Origin of the sequence: Nocardioides luteus, assembly GCF_014648595.1 — a bacterium.
GTDB lineage: Bacteria > Actinomycetota > Actinomycetes > Propionibacteriales > Nocardioidaceae > Nocardioides > Nocardioides luteus.
This window is the reverse complement of the sequence record NZ_BMRK01000003.1, coordinates 73,482-93,046: the sequence shown is the minus strand read 5'-3', so window position 1 is coordinate 93,046 and position 19,565 is coordinate 73,482. Positions and strand designations below refer to the sequence as shown.

Annotated in this window: 25 protein-coding genes and 1 tRNA gene; 21 read left to right on the top strand and 5 right to left on the bottom strand. The window is 69.1% G+C overall.

Annotated features, from left to right (window positions below; genetic code table 11):
- Positions 1–7: 7 nt before the first annotated feature.
- The 18 genes from IEY81_RS04915 to IEY81_RS04830 all read left to right on the top strand — a co-directional run bounded on the left by IEY81_RS04915 (position 8) and on the right by IEY81_RS04830 (position 14,930).
- The gene (locus tag IEY81_RS04915; protein WP_189117347.1) at positions 8–1,246 is read left to right on the top strand and encodes an amidohydrolase; all 1,239 of its coding nucleotides are present in this window, start codon (positions 8–10) and stop codon (positions 1,244–1,246) included.
- Positions 1,247–1,248: 2 nt separating this feature from the next.
- Complete coding sequence (locus tag IEY81_RS04910) at positions 1,249–1,782, top strand: DUF8738 domain-containing protein (protein WP_189117346.1); 534 nt, start codon at positions 1,249–1,251, stop codon at positions 1,780–1,782.
- Positions 1,783–1,823: 41 nt separating this feature from the next.
- On the top strand, positions 1,824–2,561 hold the full coding sequence (locus tag IEY81_RS04905) for a VIT1/CCC1 transporter family protein (RefSeq protein WP_229787356.1): 738 nt from the start codon (positions 1,824–1,826) through the stop codon (positions 2,559–2,561).
- A gap of 140 nt (positions 2,562–2,701) precedes the next feature.
- Positions 2,702–4,120: a Rieske 2Fe-2S domain-containing protein gene (locus IEY81_RS04900; protein WP_189117345.1), complete on the top strand. Its 1,419-nt coding sequence runs from the start codon at positions 2,702–2,704 to the stop codon at positions 4,118–4,120.
- A complete protein-coding gene (locus tag IEY81_RS04895; protein ID WP_189117344.1) occupies positions 4,117–4,704 on the top strand; it encodes a 3-phenylpropionate/cinnamic acid dioxygenase subunit beta in 588 nt (195 codons plus the stop codon). The genes IEY81_RS04900 and IEY81_RS04895 overlap by 4 nt, the downstream gene beginning before the upstream one ends.
- 7 nt (positions 4,705–4,711) lie before the next feature.
- A complete protein-coding gene (locus tag IEY81_RS04890) occupies positions 4,712–5,062 on the top strand; it encodes a hypothetical protein (protein ID WP_189117343.1) in 351 nt (116 codons plus the stop codon).
- Positions 5,059–5,859: a 3-(cis-5,6-dihydroxycyclohexa-1,3-dien-1-yl)propanoate dehydrogenase gene (hcaB, locus tag IEY81_RS04885; protein WP_189117342.1), complete on the top strand. Its 801-nt coding sequence runs from the start codon at positions 5,059–5,061 to the stop codon at positions 5,857–5,859. The genes IEY81_RS04890 and hcaB overlap by 4 nt, the downstream gene beginning before the upstream one ends.
- 37 nt (positions 5,860–5,896) lie before the next feature.
- Complete coding sequence (locus IEY81_RS04880; RefSeq protein WP_189117341.1) at positions 5,897–6,094, top strand: ferredoxin; 198 nt, start codon at positions 5,897–5,899, stop codon at positions 6,092–6,094.
- Positions 6,091–7,338: an NAD(P)/FAD-dependent oxidoreductase gene (locus IEY81_RS04875; protein ID WP_189117340.1), complete on the top strand. Its 1,248-nt coding sequence runs from the start codon at positions 6,091–6,093 to the stop codon at positions 7,336–7,338. The genes IEY81_RS04880 and IEY81_RS04875 overlap by 4 nt, the downstream gene beginning before the upstream one ends.
- Positions 7,335–8,066, top strand: coding sequence for a 3,4-dihydroxyphthalate decarboxylase (phtC, locus tag IEY81_RS04870; protein ID WP_189117339.1), 732 nt, complete (start codon positions 7,335–7,337; stop codon positions 8,064–8,066). Before IEY81_RS04875 ends, phtC begins: the two co-directional genes overlap by 4 nt.
- A gap of 29 nt (positions 8,067–8,095) precedes the next feature.
- A complete protein-coding gene (locus IEY81_RS04865) occupies positions 8,096–8,890 on the top strand; it encodes an IclR family transcriptional regulator (protein WP_189117338.1) in 795 nt (264 codons plus the stop codon).
- A 165-nt stretch (positions 8,891–9,055) separates the two neighbouring features.
- Positions 9,056–10,234, top strand: coding sequence for an ABC transporter substrate-binding protein (locus IEY81_RS04860; RefSeq protein WP_189117337.1), 1,179 nt, complete (start codon positions 9,056–9,058; stop codon positions 10,232–10,234).
- A complete protein-coding gene (locus tag IEY81_RS04855) occupies positions 10,231–11,109 on the top strand; it encodes a branched-chain amino acid ABC transporter permease (RefSeq protein WP_189117336.1) in 879 nt (292 codons plus the stop codon). Before IEY81_RS04860 ends, IEY81_RS04855 begins: the two co-directional genes overlap by 4 nt.
- Positions 11,106–12,107, top strand: coding sequence for a branched-chain amino acid ABC transporter permease (locus tag IEY81_RS04850; protein WP_189117335.1), 1,002 nt, complete (start codon positions 11,106–11,108; stop codon positions 12,105–12,107). Before IEY81_RS04855 ends, IEY81_RS04850 begins: the two co-directional genes overlap by 4 nt.
- Positions 12,104–12,868, top strand: coding sequence for an ABC transporter ATP-binding protein (locus IEY81_RS04845; protein ID WP_189117334.1), 765 nt, complete (start codon positions 12,104–12,106; stop codon positions 12,866–12,868). The genes IEY81_RS04850 and IEY81_RS04845 overlap by 4 nt, the downstream gene beginning before the upstream one ends.
- A complete protein-coding gene (locus IEY81_RS04840; protein ID WP_189117333.1) occupies positions 12,865–13,638 on the top strand; it encodes an ABC transporter ATP-binding protein in 774 nt (257 codons plus the stop codon). The genes IEY81_RS04845 and IEY81_RS04840 overlap by 4 nt, the downstream gene beginning before the upstream one ends.
- 107 nt (positions 13,639–13,745) lie before the next feature.
- A complete protein-coding gene (gene thpR / locus IEY81_RS04835) occupies positions 13,746–14,321 on the top strand; it encodes an RNA 2',3'-cyclic phosphodiesterase (RefSeq protein ID WP_189117332.1) in 576 nt (191 codons plus the stop codon).
- 84 nt (positions 14,322–14,405) lie between these two features.
- Positions 14,406–14,930 (top strand): DoxX family protein, encoded by a 525-nt coding sequence (locus tag IEY81_RS04830; RefSeq protein WP_189117331.1) that lies wholly within the window; start codon positions 14,406–14,408, stop codon positions 14,928–14,930.
- An 85-nt stretch (positions 14,931–15,015) separates the two neighbouring features.
- On the opposite strand, the gene upp is transcribed toward IEY81_RS04830, so the two are convergent.
- Complete coding sequence (gene upp / locus IEY81_RS04825; protein WP_189117330.1) at positions 15,016–15,657, bottom strand: uracil phosphoribosyltransferase; 642 nt, start codon at positions 15,655–15,657, stop codon at positions 15,016–15,018.
- Positions 15,658–15,738: 81 nt separating this feature from the next.
- On the opposite strand from upp, the gene IEY81_RS04820 reads away from it, so the two are divergent.
- The 3 genes from IEY81_RS04820 (at position 15,739) to IEY81_RS04810 (ending at position 16,843) form a co-directional block, all read left to right on the top strand.
- Positions 15,739–16,251, top strand: a complete 513-nt coding sequence (locus IEY81_RS04820) for a tRNA adenosine deaminase-associated protein (RefSeq protein WP_189117329.1) — start codon at positions 15,739–15,741, stop codon at positions 16,249–16,251.
- Between the two features lie 26 nt (positions 16,252–16,277).
- Complete coding sequence (locus IEY81_RS04815; protein ID WP_189117627.1) at positions 16,278–16,745, top strand: nucleoside deaminase; 468 nt, start codon at positions 16,278–16,280, stop codon at positions 16,743–16,745.
- Between the two features lie 10 nt (positions 16,746–16,755).
- Positions 16,756–16,843 (top strand) — tRNA-Ser (locus IEY81_RS04810).
- A gap of 162 nt (positions 16,844–17,005) precedes the next feature.
- On the opposite strand, the gene IEY81_RS04805 is transcribed toward IEY81_RS04810, so the two are convergent.
- From IEY81_RS04805 to IEY81_RS04790, 4 genes are all read right to left on the bottom strand, one after another.
- A complete protein-coding gene (locus IEY81_RS04805; RefSeq protein WP_189117328.1) occupies positions 17,006–17,863 on the bottom strand; it encodes a fructosamine kinase family protein in 858 nt (285 codons plus the stop codon).
- Complete coding sequence (locus IEY81_RS04800) at positions 17,860–18,321, bottom strand: low molecular weight protein-tyrosine-phosphatase (RefSeq protein ID WP_189117327.1); 462 nt, start codon at positions 18,319–18,321, stop codon at positions 17,860–17,862. The genes IEY81_RS04805 and IEY81_RS04800 overlap by 4 nt, the downstream gene beginning before the upstream one ends.
- A 53-nt stretch (positions 18,322–18,374) precedes the next feature.
- Positions 18,375–18,764: a phage holin family protein gene (locus IEY81_RS04795; protein WP_189117326.1), complete on the bottom strand. Its 390-nt coding sequence runs from the start codon at positions 18,762–18,764 to the stop codon at positions 18,375–18,377.
- A gap of 71 nt (positions 18,765–18,835) precedes the next feature.
- Complete coding sequence (locus IEY81_RS04790) at positions 18,836–19,537, bottom strand: GntR family transcriptional regulator (protein ID WP_189117325.1); 702 nt, start codon at positions 19,535–19,537, stop codon at positions 18,836–18,838.
- Positions 19,538–19,565 lie beyond the last annotated feature (28 nt).

Below are 19,565 nucleotides of genomic sequence, written 5' to 3'. Positions count from 1 at the left end.
GGCCGTCATGACTCAGCGTTCCTCTGTCGCCATCACCCATGCGTACGTCGTCCCGGTCTCGGGCGAGCCGATCGAGAACGGCACCGTCGTGATCGAGGACGGGGTGATCACCGCGGTCGGAGCCGACGTCGAGGTCCCGGACGGCATCGACACCATCGACGCAGCGGGGAAGTGGCTGCTCCCTGGTTTCGTCGAGGGCCACGGCCACATCGGCACCCACGAGCAGGGCGAGGGCTGGGCCGGTGACGACACCAACGAGATGACCAACCCCGACGGCGCGGCGCTGCGGGCGATCGACGCGATCAACATCGAGGACGAGGGCTTCCGTGACGCCCTCGCCGGCGGCGTGACCACGGCAGTGATCAAGCCCGGCTCCGGCAACCCGATCGGCGGCCAGACGCTCGCGATGAAGACCTGGGGCGGCCGCACCATCGACGAGCAGGTCGTCTCCGACTCGGTCTCGGTCAAGAGCGCCCTCGGCGAGAACCCCAAGCGCGTCTACGGCGACCAGAAGAAGACCCCGTCGACCCGGCTGGGCGTCGCCAACATCATTCGGATGGCCTTCGTCGAGGCGCAGAACTACGCGGCCAAGAAGGCCGCCGCAGACGAGCGCGGCGAGCCGTTCGAGCGTGACCTCGGCAAGGAGACCCTCGCCCGCGTGCTCAGTGGCGAGCTCGCCTGGGACCAGCACACCCACCGCGCGGACGACATCGCCACCGCGATCCGGCTGAGCGAGGAGTTCGGCTACCGCCTCGTGGTCAACCACGGCACCGAGGGCCACCTGCTCGCCGACGTGCTCGCCGAGAAGGACATCCCGGTCATCTACGGCCCGATGTTCGTCTCCCGCTCGAAGGTCGAGGTGCGCAACCGGGCCAACCGCAACATCGCCGCCATGGCCGCCGCCGGCGTCCGGGTCGCGATCACCACCGACCACCCGGTCATCCCGATCAACTTCCTGGTCCACCAGGCCTCCTTCGCCGTACGCGACGGCCTCCCGCGCGACACCGCCCTGGCCGCGATCACCACCAACCCGGCCGAGTTCCTCGGTCTCGACGACCGCGTCGGCGCGATCGCACCTGGCCTCGACGGCGACGTGGTGATCTGGTCCGGGGACCCGCTGGACACCGACCATCGGGCCGAGCGCGTCTTCATCACCGGCACCGAGGTTTACAGCTGGGACGCCGAGGCCGACGCGGGTCGCGGCGCCGGCGTCACCCGCGAGCGTGCGACGCGCTTCGGGATCTGAGCATGCGCAACGAACCTCGGACGGCACACGTACCCAAGGACATGACCCCCACCACCTTGAGCAACGCCACGACCACCGCCGCGAGCGCCGAGAGGAGCACGCGCCGCAGGGTCCGCCGCACGGCGTACGTCCTGCCGGTCCTGGCGCTCGCGCTGGCGCCGTTCATTGCCGGATGTGGCTCCGAGGCGAAGGATCCGGGCGCTAACGTGTCTGACGTGCCCACCTCATCGAGCCCGACGCCCGACGACCCCAACGTCGCAGCCGCGATCGCCGACCTGACGAAGCGTCAGGGAGTGAAGAGCGAGGAGATCACCGTCGTCTCCAACGACGAGGTCACCTGGCGCGACGGCAGCCTGGGCTGCCCGGAGCCGGGGAAGATGTACTCGATGGCCCTCGTCGACGGCGTACGCATCGTGCTCGAGGCCGGCGGGAAGAGCTACTCCTACCACGGTGGCAAGACCGGTTCGGTCAAGTACTGCGAGAACCCGCAGGAGCCCGCGCCCGACAAGGGCAGCAGCAGCGACGCACCCCAGTGACCGGTGAGTGACCCCAGTGAGTGACCCAGTGACGGTGACGAGTGACCACGACCAGTGACGGCGGTGCCCACGCGGGCCACGGAGACGCCGAGGAGCGGGCCGAGGGCCTGAACAATCGGCTCAACTGGCTGCGCGCGGGCGTCCTGGGCGCCAACGACGGCATCGTCTCTACGGCCGGCGTGGTCATGGGTGTGGCCGGCGCGACCACCGACGACACCGCGATCCTCATCGCCGGTGTCGCCGCGGTCGTGGCCGGTGCGATCAGCATGGCGGCGGGGGAGTACGTCTCCGTCTCGACCCAGCGCGACACCGAGGAGTCGCTGATCGCCAAGGAGCGCCGCGAGCTGCGGGACATGCCCGAGGAGGAGCTGGCCGAGCTCGAGGGCTTCCTCCGCGAGCGCGGGCTCGAGGACGAGACCGCAGCCGACGTCGCCCGTCAGCTCACCGAGCGCGACGCGCTGCGCGCCCACGCCGCCCTCGAGCTCGGCATCGACGTCGACGACCTCTCCTCACCGTGGGCCGCCGCCGGCGCCTCGATGGTCTCGTTCACGCTCGGGGCGCTGCTGCCGCTTCTGGCGATCATGCTCTTCCCCGACAGCGTCCGCATCTGGGCCACGGTGCTCGCCGTCACGGCCGCGCTCGCCGTCACCGGCTGGACCAGCGCCCGCCTCGGCTACGCCCCGCCCCTCCGGGCCGCCCTGCGCAACGTCGCCGGTGGTCTGCTGGCGATGCTGGTGACCTACGTCGTCGGCGACCTCCTCGGCGCCAACATCGGCTGACTGATCGAGGCGCAGATCCGGCGCCTGTCACCTCAAGCTAGTTCTTCTCTGCATAGAAGAACTAGCGCCCTTCTCTTGCCTTGCGACTCTCTTTCTAGCAGAATCGCTCTCTGAAAGGCAGAAGAAACAGAGGAGCAGCGATGGCAGACCAGACAGCGGTGTTCGAAGCCGTGCGCGAGGGCATGATTCCCGCGCACGTGTACAACGACCGCGAGATCTTCGAGCTGGAACGGGACCGCCTGTTCAACCGCTCCTGGATGTTCCTCGCGCACGAGTCCGAGATCCCCGACGTCGGCGACTACGTCGTGCGCCACGTTCTGGAGGACTCGTTCATCGTGACTCGCGACAACAAGGGCGAGGTGCGCGTCATGTTCAACATGTGCCTGCACCGCGGCATGCAGGTGTGCCGCGCGGAGATGGGCAACGCGTCCAACTTCCGCTGTCCTTACCACGGCTGGAGCTACCGCAACGACGGCCGCATCCTCGGCCTGCCGTTCCACCAGGAGGCTTACGGTGGCGAGGAGGGCTTCAAGAAGAAGGGGCAGACGCTGCTCCCAGCGCCTTCGATGGACACCTACAACGGTCTGATCTTCATCAGTCTCGACCCCGACGCCGAGCCGCTCGAGGACTTCCTCGGGGACTTCAAGTTCTACCTCGACTACTACACCAAGCAGAGCGCCGACGGGGTCGAGGTCCGCGGTCCGCAGCGCTGGCGGGTGAAGGCCAACTGGAAGATCGGCGCCGAGAACTTCGCCGGCGACATGTACCACACGCCCCAGACCCACACGAGCGTCGTGGAGATCGGTCTCTTCCGGGAGCCGAAGGCGGAGAAGCGGAAGGACGGCAACACCTACTGGGCGACCAGCGGCGGTGGCACGACTTACAAGCTCCCCCCGGGCACGCTCGAGGAGCGGCTCGCGTACGTCGGCTACCCGGCCGAGATGATCGAGCGGATGAAGGAGAGCTGGTCGCAGGACCAGCTCGACGTCATCGGTCGGGACGGCTTCATGATCTCGGCGGCGTCGATCTTCCCGAACATCTCCCTGGTCCACAACTGGCCCAAGGTCGAGGACACCGACTCCGACGAGGTGCTCCCGTTCATCTCGCTGCGGCAGTGGCAGCCGATCTCCGAGAACGAGACCGAGGTCCTGTCCTGGTTCATCGTCGACAAGAACGCGCCGGAGGAGTTCAAGGCCCTCTCCTACAAGGCCTACCTGATGTGTTTCGGGTCGACCGGAATGTTCGAGCAGGACGATGTCGAGAACTGGGTCTCGCTGACCAACACCGCGGCCGGCTCGATGGCTCGCCGCCTGCATCTCAACTCCCGGATGGGCATGAAGATGGACGGCTCCGAGGTCGTCCCGGCGCTCACCAAGGAGCAGTTCGCCGGTCCGGGCAAGGCGTACGTCGGTTACGGCGAGTACAGCCAGCGCAACCTGCTGAGCAAGTGGGCCGACTACCTCGAGCGTGAGCCCGAGCCGGCGAAGGGCATCAGCCTGGGCGGAGCGATCCGCGGCGAGCAGGGCCGCACGAGCTGCAGCGAGGAGCAGAACCGATGACCACTCACTACCCGATCGACGCCCGCCGTTCCCAGCTCGCCGGGCACGCCTCGACGACCGAGAAGGTCGGCGAGTCGCTCCCCTTCGACGACCCGCGGCACCTCTCGGCCCACCGCTGGATCGTTGAGGAGACCTACCTCCTGGACGAGCAGCGCTACCAGGACTGGCTGGCCACGCTCGCCGACGACATCCACTACTACATGCCGGTCAAGGTCACCACGGCCCTCGGCGCCGGCTACGACACCGCGCCCGGGATGGCGCACTTCGACGAGAACAAGTACTCGCTCTCCCGTCGGGTCGCCCGATTCGAGACCGAGCACGCCTGGACCGAGGACCCGCCGTCGCGACTGCGCCACTTCGTGACGAACGTACGCACCTTCGCGACCGACAACGACGACGAGATCGTCGTGGAGTCGGCGACGCTGCTCTTCCGGAGTCGAGGCGACATCAACGAGCCGGCGATCGTCTCGGCCGGCCGCCGGGACCTGCTCCGCAGGAACGGCGACGGCTGGCTGCTCGCCCGCCGCCACCTGGCCGTCGACGAGTCGGTTCTGCGTACGCAGAACCTCGCCATCTTCCTGTGAGGTCATGATGAGTGATGAACGGCCCCACCTGGAGTGGGAAGGCGAGTCCGAGGACCGCGCCGCCGCGATGTCGGCCGCCCGGCGACGCGCGGAGTTCCTGGAGATGGCGGTCGGCGATCCGATCGTGATCGCCAACGAGTTCTCCGAGATCCGAGTCGTGCGGGTGAACACCCGCAACGGCGCCCGGCTTCTCATCGATTCTCCGAAGTCGGGTCAGTGGATCACGCTCGACCCGCTCGAGCTCGAGGCCCTGACCTGGCAGAACGAGGCCACCTTGTCGGCCATGGTCGGCAACATCGCGGCGCCGCTGATCCCGGACGCCCAGGAGACGAACGGATCCGAGGAGGAAGACCGATGAACCGGTGGCTCGAGGGCCGACGTGCGCTCGTGGTCGGAGCCGGCTCTGGTATCGGCCGTGCGGTCGTCGACGCCTTTCTCGACGAGGGTGCGCGGGTCGCCGTGCTGGAGCTGTCGCGGGAGAAGTGCGAGGCGATCTCCGAGACGTACCCCGACATGCCTGTCGTCGCCGGGGATGCCACCACCTTCGCCGCGAACCAGGAGGCGGTCGCCGCCGCGGTGGACGCGTTCGGCGGTCTCGACGTCCTGGTCAGCTGCGTCGGCATCTTCGACTTCTACAAGGGGATCAGCGAGCTCGACGCCGACGTGCTGGACTCGGCGTTCGACGAGATGTTCAACATCAACGTGAAGTCGCACCTCATGTCGGTCAAGGCTGCCCTGCCGGCGCTGGAGGCGGCCGGCCGCGATCACGGCACGTCGATCATCCTGACCGAGTCGACATCGGCCTACTACCCGGGCCGTGGCGGGATCCTCTACGTCCCCTCGAAGTTCGCGGTCCGCGGCGCGGTCACCTCGCTCGCCCACGAGCTGGCCGCCAGGAAGATCCGGGTCAACGGTGTCGCTCCCGGCGGCACTCTCAACACCGACCTCCGCGGCCTCGACAGCCTCGGGCTCAATGACAAGCGCCTCGACGACACCCCGGGCCGGGAGAAGGAGCTCGCCGGCCGAGTCCCGCTCGGCGTCGCGCTCAGCGGTGAGGACCACGCCTGGAGCTATGTCTTCCTCGCCTCCGACCGCGCCCGCGGCATCACGGGGGACGTCGTCCATCCCGACGGCGGCATCGCCGTCAAGCGCTGATCACGCACAGACCCAACAGATTCGAAGGAGCGAACCGATGGCCAAGCTGACCGCCGACTTCGGCGCCTGCCAGGGCTACGCCAACTGCGTCGTGGCGGCCGACGATGTCTACGACATCGACGACGACGGGATCGTGGTGCTGCTCAAGGAGCACATCGAGGAGTCCGATCGAGCACGCGTGGAGGAAGCCGCCCGCAGCTGCCCGGTCAACGCGCTCCAGGTCGTCGACGGATGAGTGTCGCCAAGATTCTCATCGTCGGCGCCTCGGTCGGCGGCGTACGCACGGCTCAGGCGCTCCGCGCGGATGGTTTCGCGGGGCGGATCGTGCTCGTCGACGCGGAGTGCGAGCTGCCCTATGACAAGCCGCCCCTCTCCAAGGGCCTGCTGCTCGGCATGACCGACTCGGAGAAGATCCGCCTCCTCACCGAGGAGACGGCCTCCGAGCTCGACCTCGAGCTGCGGCTGGGGGTCGAGGTCGTCGGCCTGGACGCCGAGGCCAAGCAGGTCACTCTTGCGGGCGGGGTCGCCGAGACGTACGACGGGCTCGTCATCGCCACCGGGGTGGCCGCCAGCTGGGGACCTTGGGGTGGCCTCCAAGGGCAGGGCGTCCACGTGGTGCGCACCCTGGCCGGCGCCGCCGAGCTGAGAACCGAGCTGGCCGCAGGAGGGCCGGTCGTCGTCATCGGTAGCGGCTTCATCGGTGCCGAGGTGGCGGCGAGTGCCCGCGCACTCGACCTGGAGACCCACCTGATCGACCTCGTGTCGACTCCGATGAGCCGCTCGTTCGATCCCGAGGTCGGCGAGTTCTTCGCCAGGCTCCACGCCGACCGCGGGGTCATCACCCACTTCGGGGTGGGGGTGGACGAGGTCTCGGGCGCCCGGGGCGACCTGACCCTCCGCCTCACCGACGGCTCGGCCCTGAAGGCCGCCGTGGTGGTCGTCGGCATCGGCGCTCGGCCGGCCACCGACTGGCTGGACGGGTCGGGCCTGAGGCTCGAGGACGGGGTCGTGTGCGACGAGCACCTGCGTGCAGTGGGGGTCGACGACGTCTACGCCGTCGGCGACGTGTGCCGCTGGACGGACGCAGGCACGGGGGAGCTGGTCCGAGCCGAGCACTGGACGAACGCTGTCGACCAGGCCCTCTGCGTAGCACGCAACATCATGCGCCCCGAAGAGCCGACCAGCTATCGCGCTGTCGAGTACGTCTGGACCGATCAGTACGACTGGAAGATCCAGATCGTCGGTCGTCACGAGACCGCCGTAGTCAGACAGATCCTCGGGGATCCCAACTCCGGCCGGTTCGTCGTGCTCTATGGCGGCGAGGGCGGTGTCTTGACCGGAGCGGCCGTGGCCAACTGGCCCAAGGCCCTGGTCACCACCCGCAAGGCGATGGCGGCCGGTCGACTGTTGGCAGAGGTCGTCGACAAGCTGGATGGTGGAGCCGCACCCGAGGCTGCGCGGGTCGGGGTGCGAGCATGAGCAGAGCGAGTCATGCCGCTGGGCGTGAGCTGATCGCAGGCGCCTGCAGGGTGCTGGCCGCACGCGGGCTGGCCGACGGCATCCTCGGCCACATCAGCCTGCGTGTCGAGGAGGACCTGATCCTGGTCCGCTGCCGCGGCCAGGATGAGCGAGGGCTGGGCCGGACGTCCCCGGATGACATCCGGCTGGTCCACCTGGACGGATCCGAGGCGGCCCCCGGCGAGCTGGACGGCTACGCCGTGCCCAACGAGCTGCCGCTGCACAGCGCCGTGCTGCGTACGCGCCCGGAGGTCTCGGCCGTCGTGCACGCGCATCCGCCCTCGGTGGTGGCGGCCGACCTGGCCGGGATCGCGATCCGACCCATCGTGGGCGCGTTCGACATACCCGGGTGCAGGCTGGCTGCCGGCGGCGTGCCTGTCTATCCGCGCGGTGTGCTGGTCCGCAACGACCGGCTCGGCGCTGAGATGGTCGAGGCGATGGGGGACCGGCCGGTGGTGCTGCTGCGCGGTCACGGGCTCACCAGTGCCGGCGTCAGCGTAGAGCAGGCGGTGCTCCAGGCAATCAGTGTTGACACCATCGCCGAGCTCTCGCTGAGAATCACGGCCGCCGGCGGGGAGCTGGCGGACCTGGCTGAGGAGGACATGGCCGAGCTGCCCGATCTGGGAGCCGGTTTCAACACCGGCACCGCGTGGAGGCACGAGCTCGTGCGAGCCGGACTTCGCGACTGAAGGGTGCTGTCACGACATAGGGTTCTCTCGTGACAGCGACCACTGACGGCTTCCCCTCCGCGCCCGAGCACTCGGCTCCTCCGCAGTATCCGATCGAGTCGGTGGACAACGCCCTGCGGCTGCTCTGGCTCCTCAGCGAGCGCCGTTCGCTGAGGCTCACCGAGGCGAGCCAGTATCTCGGTGTCGCCTCCTCGACAGCCCACCGCCTGCTGGCGATGCTGCAGTATCGCGGTTTCGTCCGGCAGGATCCGAGCACCAAGGCATACGAGCCGGGACCGTCGCTGGACCGGATCGCGTTCGCGCTGCTGCGTCGGCTCGACATCCGAGATCTCGCCCGCCCTGTTCTGGAGAAGCTCAACGAAGCGACCGGCGAGACGGTTCACCTCGGCACCCTCGAGGGGGCAACGGTGCGTTACCTCGACTCTCTGGAAAGCCCCCGCGCCGTGCGGGTCGCCTCGCGTTCCGGCGGAGCGATGCCGGCACACTGCACGTCGACCGGGAAGGCGATGCTGGCGACCCTCGACGACGCCCAGGTGATCGCGCTCTATCCCGATGAGGCGCTGCCGCAGCAGACGTCGAAGTCCGTCGCGACTCGTACTGCCCTCCTGGGTGAGTTGGCCACCATCCGGGCTCAGGGCTTCGCGATCAGCGACGAGGAGAGCGAGGAGGGTGTCTGGTCGGTCGCGGTGCCGGTCGGCGGCGCTCCTATGCCCACCGCGCTCAACATCTCGGTGCCGATCAGCCGGATGAACGTCAAGCGGCGCAAGGAGATGGCCGGGCTTGCTCGCAAGGCGGTAGCCGACCTGGAGACAGAGTTGAGATGACGCGTTGAATCCCCTGGTAAGGGCCCTGCCGACTCCCGTCGGCAGGGCCCTTCGGGTTGTAGGAGGTGCGACGACCGGAGCCAAGCAAAAGTGTGAACGCGACCCTTGACCTGTGACGGCGCTCACTGTAGAACAGAATCCAGTTCTTCAGAGAGGAAATCTTTTATGAGTGCGATGACCGCGACGCGGCCGCGAGCACGGCTCTTCGGGCCGCTCGGTGTGGCCGCCGCGCTGGCGCTCTCGGGATGTTCTGCCGTGGCGGCCGCAGAGGGCGAGGCCATCCGGATCGGCTTGATAGCCAGCCAGACCGGCCCCGGCAGTCAGCTCGGGATCGGAGAGGTGCGGGGCGCCGAGCTGGCCGTCGAGCAGATCAACGCCGACGGTGGTGTCAACGGTCAGCGGCTCGAGCTGATCACCGCCGACGACCAGAGCAATCCGTCCCAAGCGGTGCTCCAGGCTCGCAAGATGCTCGGCCGGGTCGATGCGTTCGTCGGGCCCTCGACGTCCGGTCCGTGCAAGGCCATCGGCCCGCTGGCCGAGAGCGCTCAGGTGGTCAACTACTGCCTCTCGCCGGGCCTCAAGCCCGAGCCGGGTGGATGGCAGTGGTCGGCGAGCGTCGCGACGCACGACCTGACCAGCCGGCTGGTCGACTACTGGAAGAGCCAGGGCATCACCCGGATCGGCCTGCTGACCCAGACCGACTCCTCCGGTGCGGAGGGTGCCGAGTCCACCAAGGCAGCGATCGATGCGGTCGACGGGATGGAGCTCGCGGGCGAGGCGACCTTCAGCCCTGACGCGGTGTCGGTGACCGCGCAGCTGCAGCAGATCGCCCGGCACGAGCCGCAGGCGCTGGTCGTCTGGGCCACGGGCGCGGGCGCAGGTGTCGCCTTCAAGGGGATGGGCCAGGTCGGCCTGGACGTCCCGGTCGCGACCACCGACGGCAACCTGACCTATGCCTTCGTCGACCGGGTCCAGAACTTCCTCCCCGACCCGCTCCTGATCCCTGCGACGCGCGACTTCTGGGATCCCGCGGAGTACCCGAACGACGAGGTGCGCGAGATCGAGGCGAACTACCACGACGCGTACGTCGCGGCGCACGGTGAGCAGCCCGACTTCGGTCCGGGCGTCGCCTACGACGGTGTCCACCTGGTCGCCGAGGCGCTGGAGCGGGCCGAGGGCGACGCCGCGCAGGCGCGTGCCGAGCTGGAGAAGATCACGGACTTCGACGGGGTCGTCGGGACGTACAACTTCTCACGCGAGGACCACCGCGGCCTCGCCGAGAAGGATGTCGCGATCGTGCAGGCGACCAAGGACGGGTTCGAGTTCATCGGAGGAGTCGAATGAGCGACTACCTGCAGTCCATCCTCGGCGGTCTCGCCGACGGGTGCGTGTACGCGCTGATCGCGCTCGGCATGTCGGTGATCTACTCGATCAGTCGCATCATCAGCCTGGCTCAGGGCGGCTTCGTCGTGCTGGCCGCGCTCTGCGCGGTCTCGTTGCAGAGCGGACTGGGCATCAGCCCGCTGGCCACGCTGCCGATCATGGTCGTCATCTTCTCGGTCGGCATGATCGGGGTCGCTCAGATCGTCATCCAGCCCGCCGCCAAGAGGGCCACCCCGGAGCGGTTGCTGCTGGTCACTGTCGGCATGCTCCAGGCGGTCGGTGGCCTCCTCCTGATCGGTTGGGGGAATCTTCCCTACACGATGCCGGCCTTCACCGGCGACGCTCCGGTCAAGGTGGCCGGGTTGAGCCTGCCGACGCAGTACTTCTGGCTCGCCGGGGCCCTCGCCGTCTCCGTGCTGGGCCTGTGGCTCCTGCTCACGAAGACCGACATCGGTCTCGCGATGCGGGCCACCGCCTCCAACCCGGGCGCGGCCGCGCTGCAGGGTATCCGCGTCGACCGGATGCGGCTGATCGCCTTCGGCCTCGCGGGTGCCATGGCCGCGCTGGCGGGCACCACGATCGTCCCGATCACGTTCCTGCAGTTCACCACCGTCACCCCGTACGCCGTCGCCGGCTTCATCGCTGCCGTCGTCGGTGGTCTCGGCAGCAACATGGGTGCGGTCACCGGTGGCCTGCTCCTAGGTCTGCTCCAGGGCGTGTTCGGCCGCTACTGGAACGCCGACCTCGCCCAATTGACCGCGATCGCCCTGCTCGTGGCCGTCCTCGTGATCCGCCCGCAGGGCATCTTCGGAACTCCGGAAAGGGTGCGTCGATGACTGTCGCTCAGATTGCTCCGGTACGCGTGAGCGCTGCGACCGGGCGGACCTGGCTCGGTCTCGCCGTCGGCGCCCTGGCGGCGCTCGCGCTGCCCTACCTGATTCCGACCCAGATGAGTCTGCTGGTCACCGTCGGCATCTTCTACCTGGCCTGCATCGGACTCACGCCGCTGATCGGGCAGGCGGGCCAGGTCTCGCTGGGCCAGACCCTGTTCATGGCGATCGGTGCGTACGGTGCCGGTCTGCTCACCTTGAAGTGGCAGTGGCCGACTGCGCTTGCTGCTGTCGTGCTGGCCCTGTTCTGCGGCGGACTGGCGCTGATCTTCGGTGCTGCCTTCCTGCGGCTTCGCGGCTACTACTTCGCGCTGGCCACGCTCGGTCTCGCGGTCGCCACCGCGGCGCTGAGTACAGCTTGGATCTCGGTCACCGGTGGTCCGTCGGGGATGGTCGACATCCCGAGTCTCAGCCTCTTCGGCTACGAGGTCTTCTCGGATCAGGCCAACTTCTACCTGCTGGTCGTGCTCGGCGGCATCGCTGCCTGGATCACCACCAACCTGCGCACGTCGCAGACGGGCCGCGCACTGGCCGCGGTCGGCCACGACTCGGTCGCGGCCGGGATGCTTGGCATCAACGCCTCGCGTTACAAGGCCGTCGCGTTCGCCATCTCGGCGATGACGGCCTCCCTGGCCGGCAGCCTGTACGCCTTCTACCTGCGGTTCTTCTCCCCGGAGATCATCACGGTCACGGTCGCCTTCAGCATCGTGATCATGGTGGCGATCGGCGGCTCACGCAGCGCCTTCGGGCCGCTGATCGGCGCGCTGGTGATCCAGGGTGTCCCGCAGATGGGCCAGACCTTCGCCACCTGGGTGCCGTTGTTCGCCGGCCTCGTGCTGATCGTGGTGATGACCTACTTCCCAGGCGGCCTGTGGGGTGCGATCGGCGATGCCGTCGGAGCCCTCCGTCGCCCCGCCCCGTCCCACGCGAAGGAGCAGAGATGAGCCCACTGTTGACAGTACGCGGCCTGAGCCGAAGCTTCGGCGGCGTCGCGGCCGTGCAGAGTGTCGACCTGGAGGTCGAGCAGGGGACGATCCGTGCGGTGATCGGTCCCAACGGCGCCGGCAAGACGACTCTGCTCGACCTGGTCACCGGTTTCACCAAGCCAGACATGGGGACCGTCGACTTCGACGGCCACCAGCTGGTCGGCCGTTCGCCTCGCGACCTGCCCTCGCTCGGGCTGATGCGGACCTTCCAGTCCGCGCGCCTGGTGCCCTCGTTGACCGTGCGGGAGAACGTCATGCTCGGGGCGTACCGGTTCACCAGGGCCCGTTTCCTCTCCGACGCTCTGCGCCTGCCGAGGACCCGGCGGGAGGAACGCGAGCTCCGCTCGCGTGCCGACGAGCTGATCGGCTTTCTCGACCTGACCCGCTTCGCGGACAGCAGGGCCACTGACCTTCCGGCCGGTGCGCAACGACTGGTGGAGGTGGCGCGCGGTCTCGCCGGTGCGCCCAAGCTGCTGCTCCTCGACGAGCCTGCGGCAGGTCTCGACGACAGTGAGACCCGCGAGCTCGCCGACGTCCTGCACGCCGTGCGGGAGGGCGGGGTGACGATGGTGCTGATCGAGCACAACATGTCCCTGGTGCTGGCGATCAGCGACCAGGTCACGGTGATGGACGCCGGCAAGGTGATCGCCGACGACGTGCCGAGCACCGTTCGCGAGGACGCGGCTGTCCGCAAGGCCTACCTGGGAGTCGCCTCATGATCGAGCTGAAGAACCTCTCCGCCCGGTACGGCCGGGTCGGTGTCCTACGCGAGGTCGACCTGCACGTCGCGCCCGGTGAGGTGGTCGCGCTGCTCGGCGCCAACGGTGCCGGCAAGACCACGTTGTTGCACAGCGTCGCCGGCGTGCACCGTGCCGTCACCGGTGCGGTACTGCTGGACGGCGACGACGTCACCGCGCTCGATGCAGCCCGGCGTACGCGGCGAGGGATCTCGCTGGTCCCTGCCGGCCGGCAGGTCTTCGCGGAGCTGACCGTCGAGCAGAACCTCCAGGTCGGTCTGCACGGGACCCGGCTGAGCGCAGCGGAGCAGTCGAAGCGCTTCGAGCAGGTGCTCTCGATGTTCCCCGTCCTGCGTGACTTCGCCTCCCGCCCGGCAGGGCTGCTCTCCGGCGGACAGCAGCAGATGCTCGCGATCGCACGCGCGCTGGTGCGGCAGCCGGCCTACCTGCTGCTCGACGAGCCGTCGCTCGGTCTGGCGCCACAGATCGTCGAGCAGATCCTCGGCGTCCTCGAAACGCTGACCGAGAGTGGTGTCGGCGTGCTGCTCGCGGAGCAGAACGCCGGCGCTGCACTGGGAGTTTCGCAGCGCGGAGTCATCGTGGAGAACGGAGTCATCGTCCGCGCCGACAGCTCCGACGGGCTTCTCAACGATCCCGAGGTGAGCAACCACTACCTCGGTGTCGAGCAGGAGGCCGTCGAGGTTGCCGACCGGGCAGTCCTCCCGACGAGCATCTTCGAGCCGATCGATTGACGTCTCAACGCGATGCGGCACCCCCGTCCAGGGCCGGGGTGTCGCATCGCATCCGTGCCCGATAACCCACGTGATCCTGTCGGCCCCGCCCGGCACAATGGACAGCGATGAATCGAATGTTCGTGGCGGTCGTGCCGCCGGAGTCGGTGATCGAAGATCTCGACGAGTTCCTGTCCGTACGCCGCGACGCGGCCACCTTCCGCTGGTCGACTGCCGACCAGCTCCATCTGACGCTCGCCTTCGCCGAGCACGTCCCGGACAGGTCCCTCGATGACGCGATCGAGCGGCTGGAGACGGCCGCGGGGCGGCGCACTCCCTTCGAGATGAGCGTCACCGGAGGCGGCGCCTTCCCCAACGTCGCCGAGGGCAAGGTGCTCTACGCCGGGGTCGAGACCGACGCCGGCGAAGAGCTCGACCGGGTGGCCGCCGGCGCCAAGAACGCGCTGGTCAAGGCAGGGGTAGAGGTCGACGGAGGCCGCTTCCGGCCACACCTGACCGTCGCCCGCACCGGCTCGCCGACCGAGCTCAGCAACTGGGTGCGGCTGCTCGATGCGTACCGCGGGCCGGCCTGGACCGTGTCGTCCTTCGACCTGGTGCACTCCCGGCTGGGCGAGGGTCCGCGCAAGCGTCCTGTCTACGAGACCGTCGCGACCTTCCCGTTCGGGGACGGTCCCCTCAGCTGAGACGAAAGCCCCGGGCGGTAACGCCCGGGCTCGGACCCCGCTACCGTGTGCGGCTCGTTCTGACCTGACAGAGGAGAACCGGACATGAGTCGTCGAGTGGGGCGCAACGCCTACACCGGGCTTTTCAACGATGTCGTGCTGCTGGCCGCCCGGGTGGTGGTCGGCGGGATCTTCATCGCGCACGGCTGGCAGAAGTACGACCAGGGTTTCGCCGGCACCGAGCAGTTCCTCGGCGGCCTCGGAGTTCCGCAGCCCGCCATCGCCGCACAGGTGGCGACCTACGTCGAGCTCGTCGGCGGTGGCCTGCTCGTGCTCGGCCTCTTCGCACCGATCGTCGGGATCGTGCTGGCGGGTCAGATGGCCGGAGCGATCTGGTACGCCCACCGCACCACCGAGGTCTTCGTCGACCAGGGCGGCTGGGAGCTCCCGGCCGCACTCGGTGTCGCCGCCCTCGCGCTCGGCCTCGTCGCTCCCGGCCGAATCACCCTCGACCAGCTCCTCACCTGGCCCTTCCGCGCTCGTGCGCGCCGGAAGGCCGAGGACGAGCAGGCTTCCGAGCCCGCCGAGGAGCAGCCGGTCGTCGAGGAAGCTGTCGCGCTCAAGGCCTGAGCCGTCGGTGGTCGAGCTTGTCGAGACCTCCTACTGTGCGAGGGTCTCGACAGGCTCGACCACCGGACCCACCGACCAGCGTGGCTCAGCCCGCGACGCCGTAGAGACGGTCGCCGGCGTCACCGAGACCGGGGACGATGTAGCCGTTCTCGTCGAGCTTCTCGTCAAGGGCGGCGGTGACGAGGCGAACGGGGGCCTCGATGCCGTCGAGGGCCTTCTCCAGGGCGGCGATGCCCTCGGGGGCGGCGAGCAGGGTGACGGCGGTGATGTCGTCGGCGCCGCGCGAGACCAGGAAGTCGATCCCCGCGGCGAGGGTGCCACCGGTGGCGAGCATCGGGTCCACGACGTAGCACTGCCGCCCGGAGAGGTCGGCGGGGAGACGCTCGGCGTAGGTGGTCGCCTCGAGCGTCTCCTCGTTGCGGACCATGCCGAGGAAGCCGACCTCGGCGGTCGGCAGCAGCCGGATCATCCCGTCGAGCATCCCGAGACCGGCCCGGAGGATCGGGACGATCAGCGGCTGCGGGTCGGTGAGGCGTACGCCCTGGGTCGCGGACACCGGCGTGACGATGTCGACCGGAGCGACCCGGACGCCGCGGGTGGCCTCATAGGCGAGCAGGGTGACGAGCTCGTCGGCGAGACGCCGGAACGTCGACGAGTCGGTCTCCTTGTTGCGAAGCGTGGTGAGCTTGTGGGCGACGAGCGGGTGGTCCACGACGAGGGTCTCCATGGGCTGAACCCTACGATCGGATGCCCCCGCGGTCACCAATTCCCCCTAGACCCAGGGCGGTTTCGGTGTCACTCTGGTCGTGTGTCTGATCAGCTGGAGCAGATCGAGAGTGTGGACTTCGCCGTCGCGATGTATCGCGAGAACGGCACCTGGGTCGTGCGCGAGCTCGCGCGTGACCTGCTGACCGATGTCGAGACTCTGACGCACGCGCTCCACCGCTTCCCGGGTGACGGCGGCGCGATCGCGATGGCGGCGATCGACGAGGACTTCTTCCTCATCGTCCGAGTCTCCGGTGCGGCCACCAAGGTGCTGCTCTCCGACGTGACCGCGGCCGACGAGTGGGAGCTGGCGGCGTCGGCTCTCGACGTGCTCGGGCTGCCGCTGCCGGAGGAGGTCGAGGAGGAGGAAGAGGCGGATCCCGCCGGTGACCTCGGCATCCTCGCCGACTTCGGGATGAGCGCGGTCGACATGGGCATCCTCATCGACGAGATGTTCGAGGAGGACCTCTACCCCGACGAGACGCTCTCCGAGATCGCCCGCGCGATCGGCTGCGGCGAGGCCTTCGACGACGTCGTCGGTCTCACTCCCGCGTGACCCCGACCGCCCGCTGGGAGGGCCCGATGCGGGCCGCTCTCGACGAGGGTCGCGCTGCGCTGGCGACCGGCGACGTACCGATCGGCGCCGTCGTCGTGGACCCCTCCGGGGTCGTGATCGGCACCGGCCGCAACGTACGCGAGGCCGAGGCCGACCCCACCGGGCACGCCGAGGTCGTCGCGCTGCGCGAGGCGGCGAAGACGCGTGGCGAGTGGCGCCTGGAGGGCTGCACGCTCGTGGTGACGCTGGAGCCGTGCACGATGTGCGCCGGCGCCGCGGTCCTGGCTCGGGTGGAGCGGATCGTCTTCGGCGCCTTCGACGACAAGGCCGGTGCGGTGGGCTCGCTGTGGGACGTCGTACGCGACCGCCGGCTCAACCACCGACCCGAGGTCGTGGCCGGGCTGATGGCCGATGAGCAGCGGGTTCTGCTGGAGGACTTCTTCGGTGCCCAGCGAGCCACCCCCGATTTAGACGAAGGCACCCCGAGGTTGTAACTTATTCGGCGGTGACGTGTCCGAGCGGCCGATGGTGCAACACTCGAAATGTTGTGTAGGGAGACCTACCGTGGGTTCAAATCCCACCGTCACCGCCATCAGACAAGGGCGCTCGATCTGCGGGAACGCAGATCGAGCGCCCTTTCTGCATCTTGCCGGTGACTCACCGCGATACCTCCCGGGCTGAGGCGGCGAGATCGACCTTTCGCGGTCGAGAACTGACCTCTCGGCGTCGATTTCTGACTTCTCGGCGCGGCGGGTCAGAGGTAGCGGGCGGCCACCGTGGCGGCGCGGGAGCCGTAGCCGCCACCGAACATCGCGGCGTGGACGAGCAGCGGGAAGAGCTGGTGGAGACCCTGTCGGTCCTCCCAGCCCTCGGCGAGGGGAGTCGTCTCCTCGTAGGTGGCCATGGCGCGCTCCAGATGCGGGAGGCCGAAGAGGGCGAGCATGGCGAGGTCGACCTCGCGGTGACCGGCGTACGCGGCGGGGTCGATGAGCCAGGCGTCGCCGCCGCGGTCCCAGAGCACGTTGCCGTTCCACAGGTCGCCGTGGAGCAGCGCGGGCGGCTCCTCGGGGACCAGTGACGGGAGCTTCCCGACGACCTGCTCGACGCAGTCTGCGCCGTCGGCGTCGATGGCGCCGCGGTCGCGGGCGGCGCGGAGATAGGGGAGCAGGCGGCGTACGGCGTAGAACTCGGCCCAGGTCTCGGTGGGCTTGTTGGGCATCGGCAGCCGGCCGATGAAACCGTCCCGCTCGGCACCGAAGCCGGCGACCGGGGTGCTGTGCAGGCCGGCGAGCGCGCGGCCGAGCTCCTCGGCGGTCTCGGCGTTGGGGCGGCCGGGCTCGATCCATCGGAGCACCAGGCAGTCGGCCTCGGCGGCGAGCACCTCGGGGACGTTCACCGTGCCGGACTCCGCCAGCCAGCGGAGGCCGCGGACCTCGGCGGCGACGAAGTCGTCGCGAGCCGGCGAGAGCGCCTTCATCAGCACCAGCGAGCCGTCGCTGAGCCGGATCTTGGTCGCGGTCGAGATGTCACCGCCCGCGACCGGAGACGTGCTCACGACCGCCGCCCCGAGCAGCTGCTCGGCGCGACGGGCGACCGCGGGCTGCCGGGTCACGAACCCGGCCTCGACGCGGCCAGGGACGCGGTGATCGCATCGCTCGTGCGCTCCACCATCGCCAGCACCTCCCGGAACCCCTCGGCACCACCGTAATAGGGGTCGGGCACGTCCCCGGGCCCTTCGGGATCGAAATCACGGAACATCCGCAGCCCGCTCGGCGGCGCCTGACCAGCCAGATCAGCGAAGTTGTCGGCGTCCATGGCGAGCACGAGGTCGTAGGTCTCCGGGTCCCCGACGGGCCACTGCTTGGCCCGGTGACGCTCGGGGTCGTAGCCCGCCTCGAGCAGCGTCGCGGCCGCCCGACGGTCCATCTTCTCGCCGGCGTGCCAGCCGCCGGTGCCGGCCGAGACGAGCTCGACGTCCTGGAGCCCGGCACCGTCGAGACGGTCCCGCAGCACCACCTCCGCCATCGGAGAACGGCAGATGTTGCCCAGGCAGACGACCGCGATCTTCATGGCCCGAGTTTTACATTTTGACCAAGAATGCGGGGCGGATGCCCGAATTGGTCTCAGTCGTCGCTGTCCGGCCAGACGCGGTCGACGGCCCAGCCGACGATCGAGATGATGATGCCGCCCAGCACCGCCGCCCAGAATCCGTCGACGTGGAAACCGACGCTGTCCGGGAGGATCCATGCGGTCAGACCGAGCATCGCCGCGTTGATCACCAGCAGGAACAACCCCAGGGTGAGCAGGATGAACGGGAAGGCGAGGACCTTCAGGATCGGCTTCACGAACGCCGAGACGATGCCGAGGACGAGGGCGACGAGGAGCAGCGGGAGCAGCTTCTCCTTGACCTCCGCCATGCCGCTGGTCGGGCCGTCGAACGAGATCCCGCCGACGAGCCAGGTCGCCACGGCCAGAGCGATGGCGTTGGTGATGAGCCAGGTGACGATGCGCATGCTGGTGAGTCTGGCAGGCCTGCCGGGCGTACGTAAGGGGCGGGCGCCAGGTGTGGAGACCGTGTTGGTTTCTACCCCTCCAGCTCGAGCGCCTTGCAGATGGAGTGGGCCGCGTCGGAGAGGTGGTTCTCCAGGAACCGCTCCGCGTCGTGGATGCGGTCGGCGTCCAGGAGCCGGACGAGCGCGGCGTGGTCCTCGGCCTGGTCGTGGGCGTTGCGGCGGATGCGGTCGACCTGGGCGAGCGCGAGCTTGAGCTCGAGCACCAGCTGCTCCTGCATCGCGACCAGCCGCGGCGACTCGGTCAGCGCCACCAGCGAGAGGTGGAAGGCGAGGTGGCGCTCGTTGAGCTCGCGATAGCTGGAGGACTCCGAGTGCACCGCAGAGATGTACGCCTCGAGCGACTCGTGCACCGCGCGGCGGGCCTCGGGAGAGGCGTCGAGCCAGTTGCGGACCCCGGCCCCCTCGAGCACCCAGCGGGCTGCGCAGACGTCGCGGACCGAGGCGGCCTCGGGGCTCGCGACCGCGACCCCCTTGTTGGGGGCGCGGGTGGCCAGGCCCTCGGCGACGAGGATGGTCAGCGCCTCGCGGACGGTCGAGCGGCCGACGCCCAGCGACTCGGCGAGGCCGTGCTCCCGCAACGGGGTGCCGGACTCGAGCTCGCCCTCGAAGACCGCCCGGCGGAGCTCGTCGGCCACGCGGTCGACCGTCGAGGCCGGTTCGTCCAGGGCGAGCGACTCGAAGGCGTCGGACTGCTTCGAGCTCTGCTTCACCATGGGGCCCATTGTCCTACCTGCTCTGTCT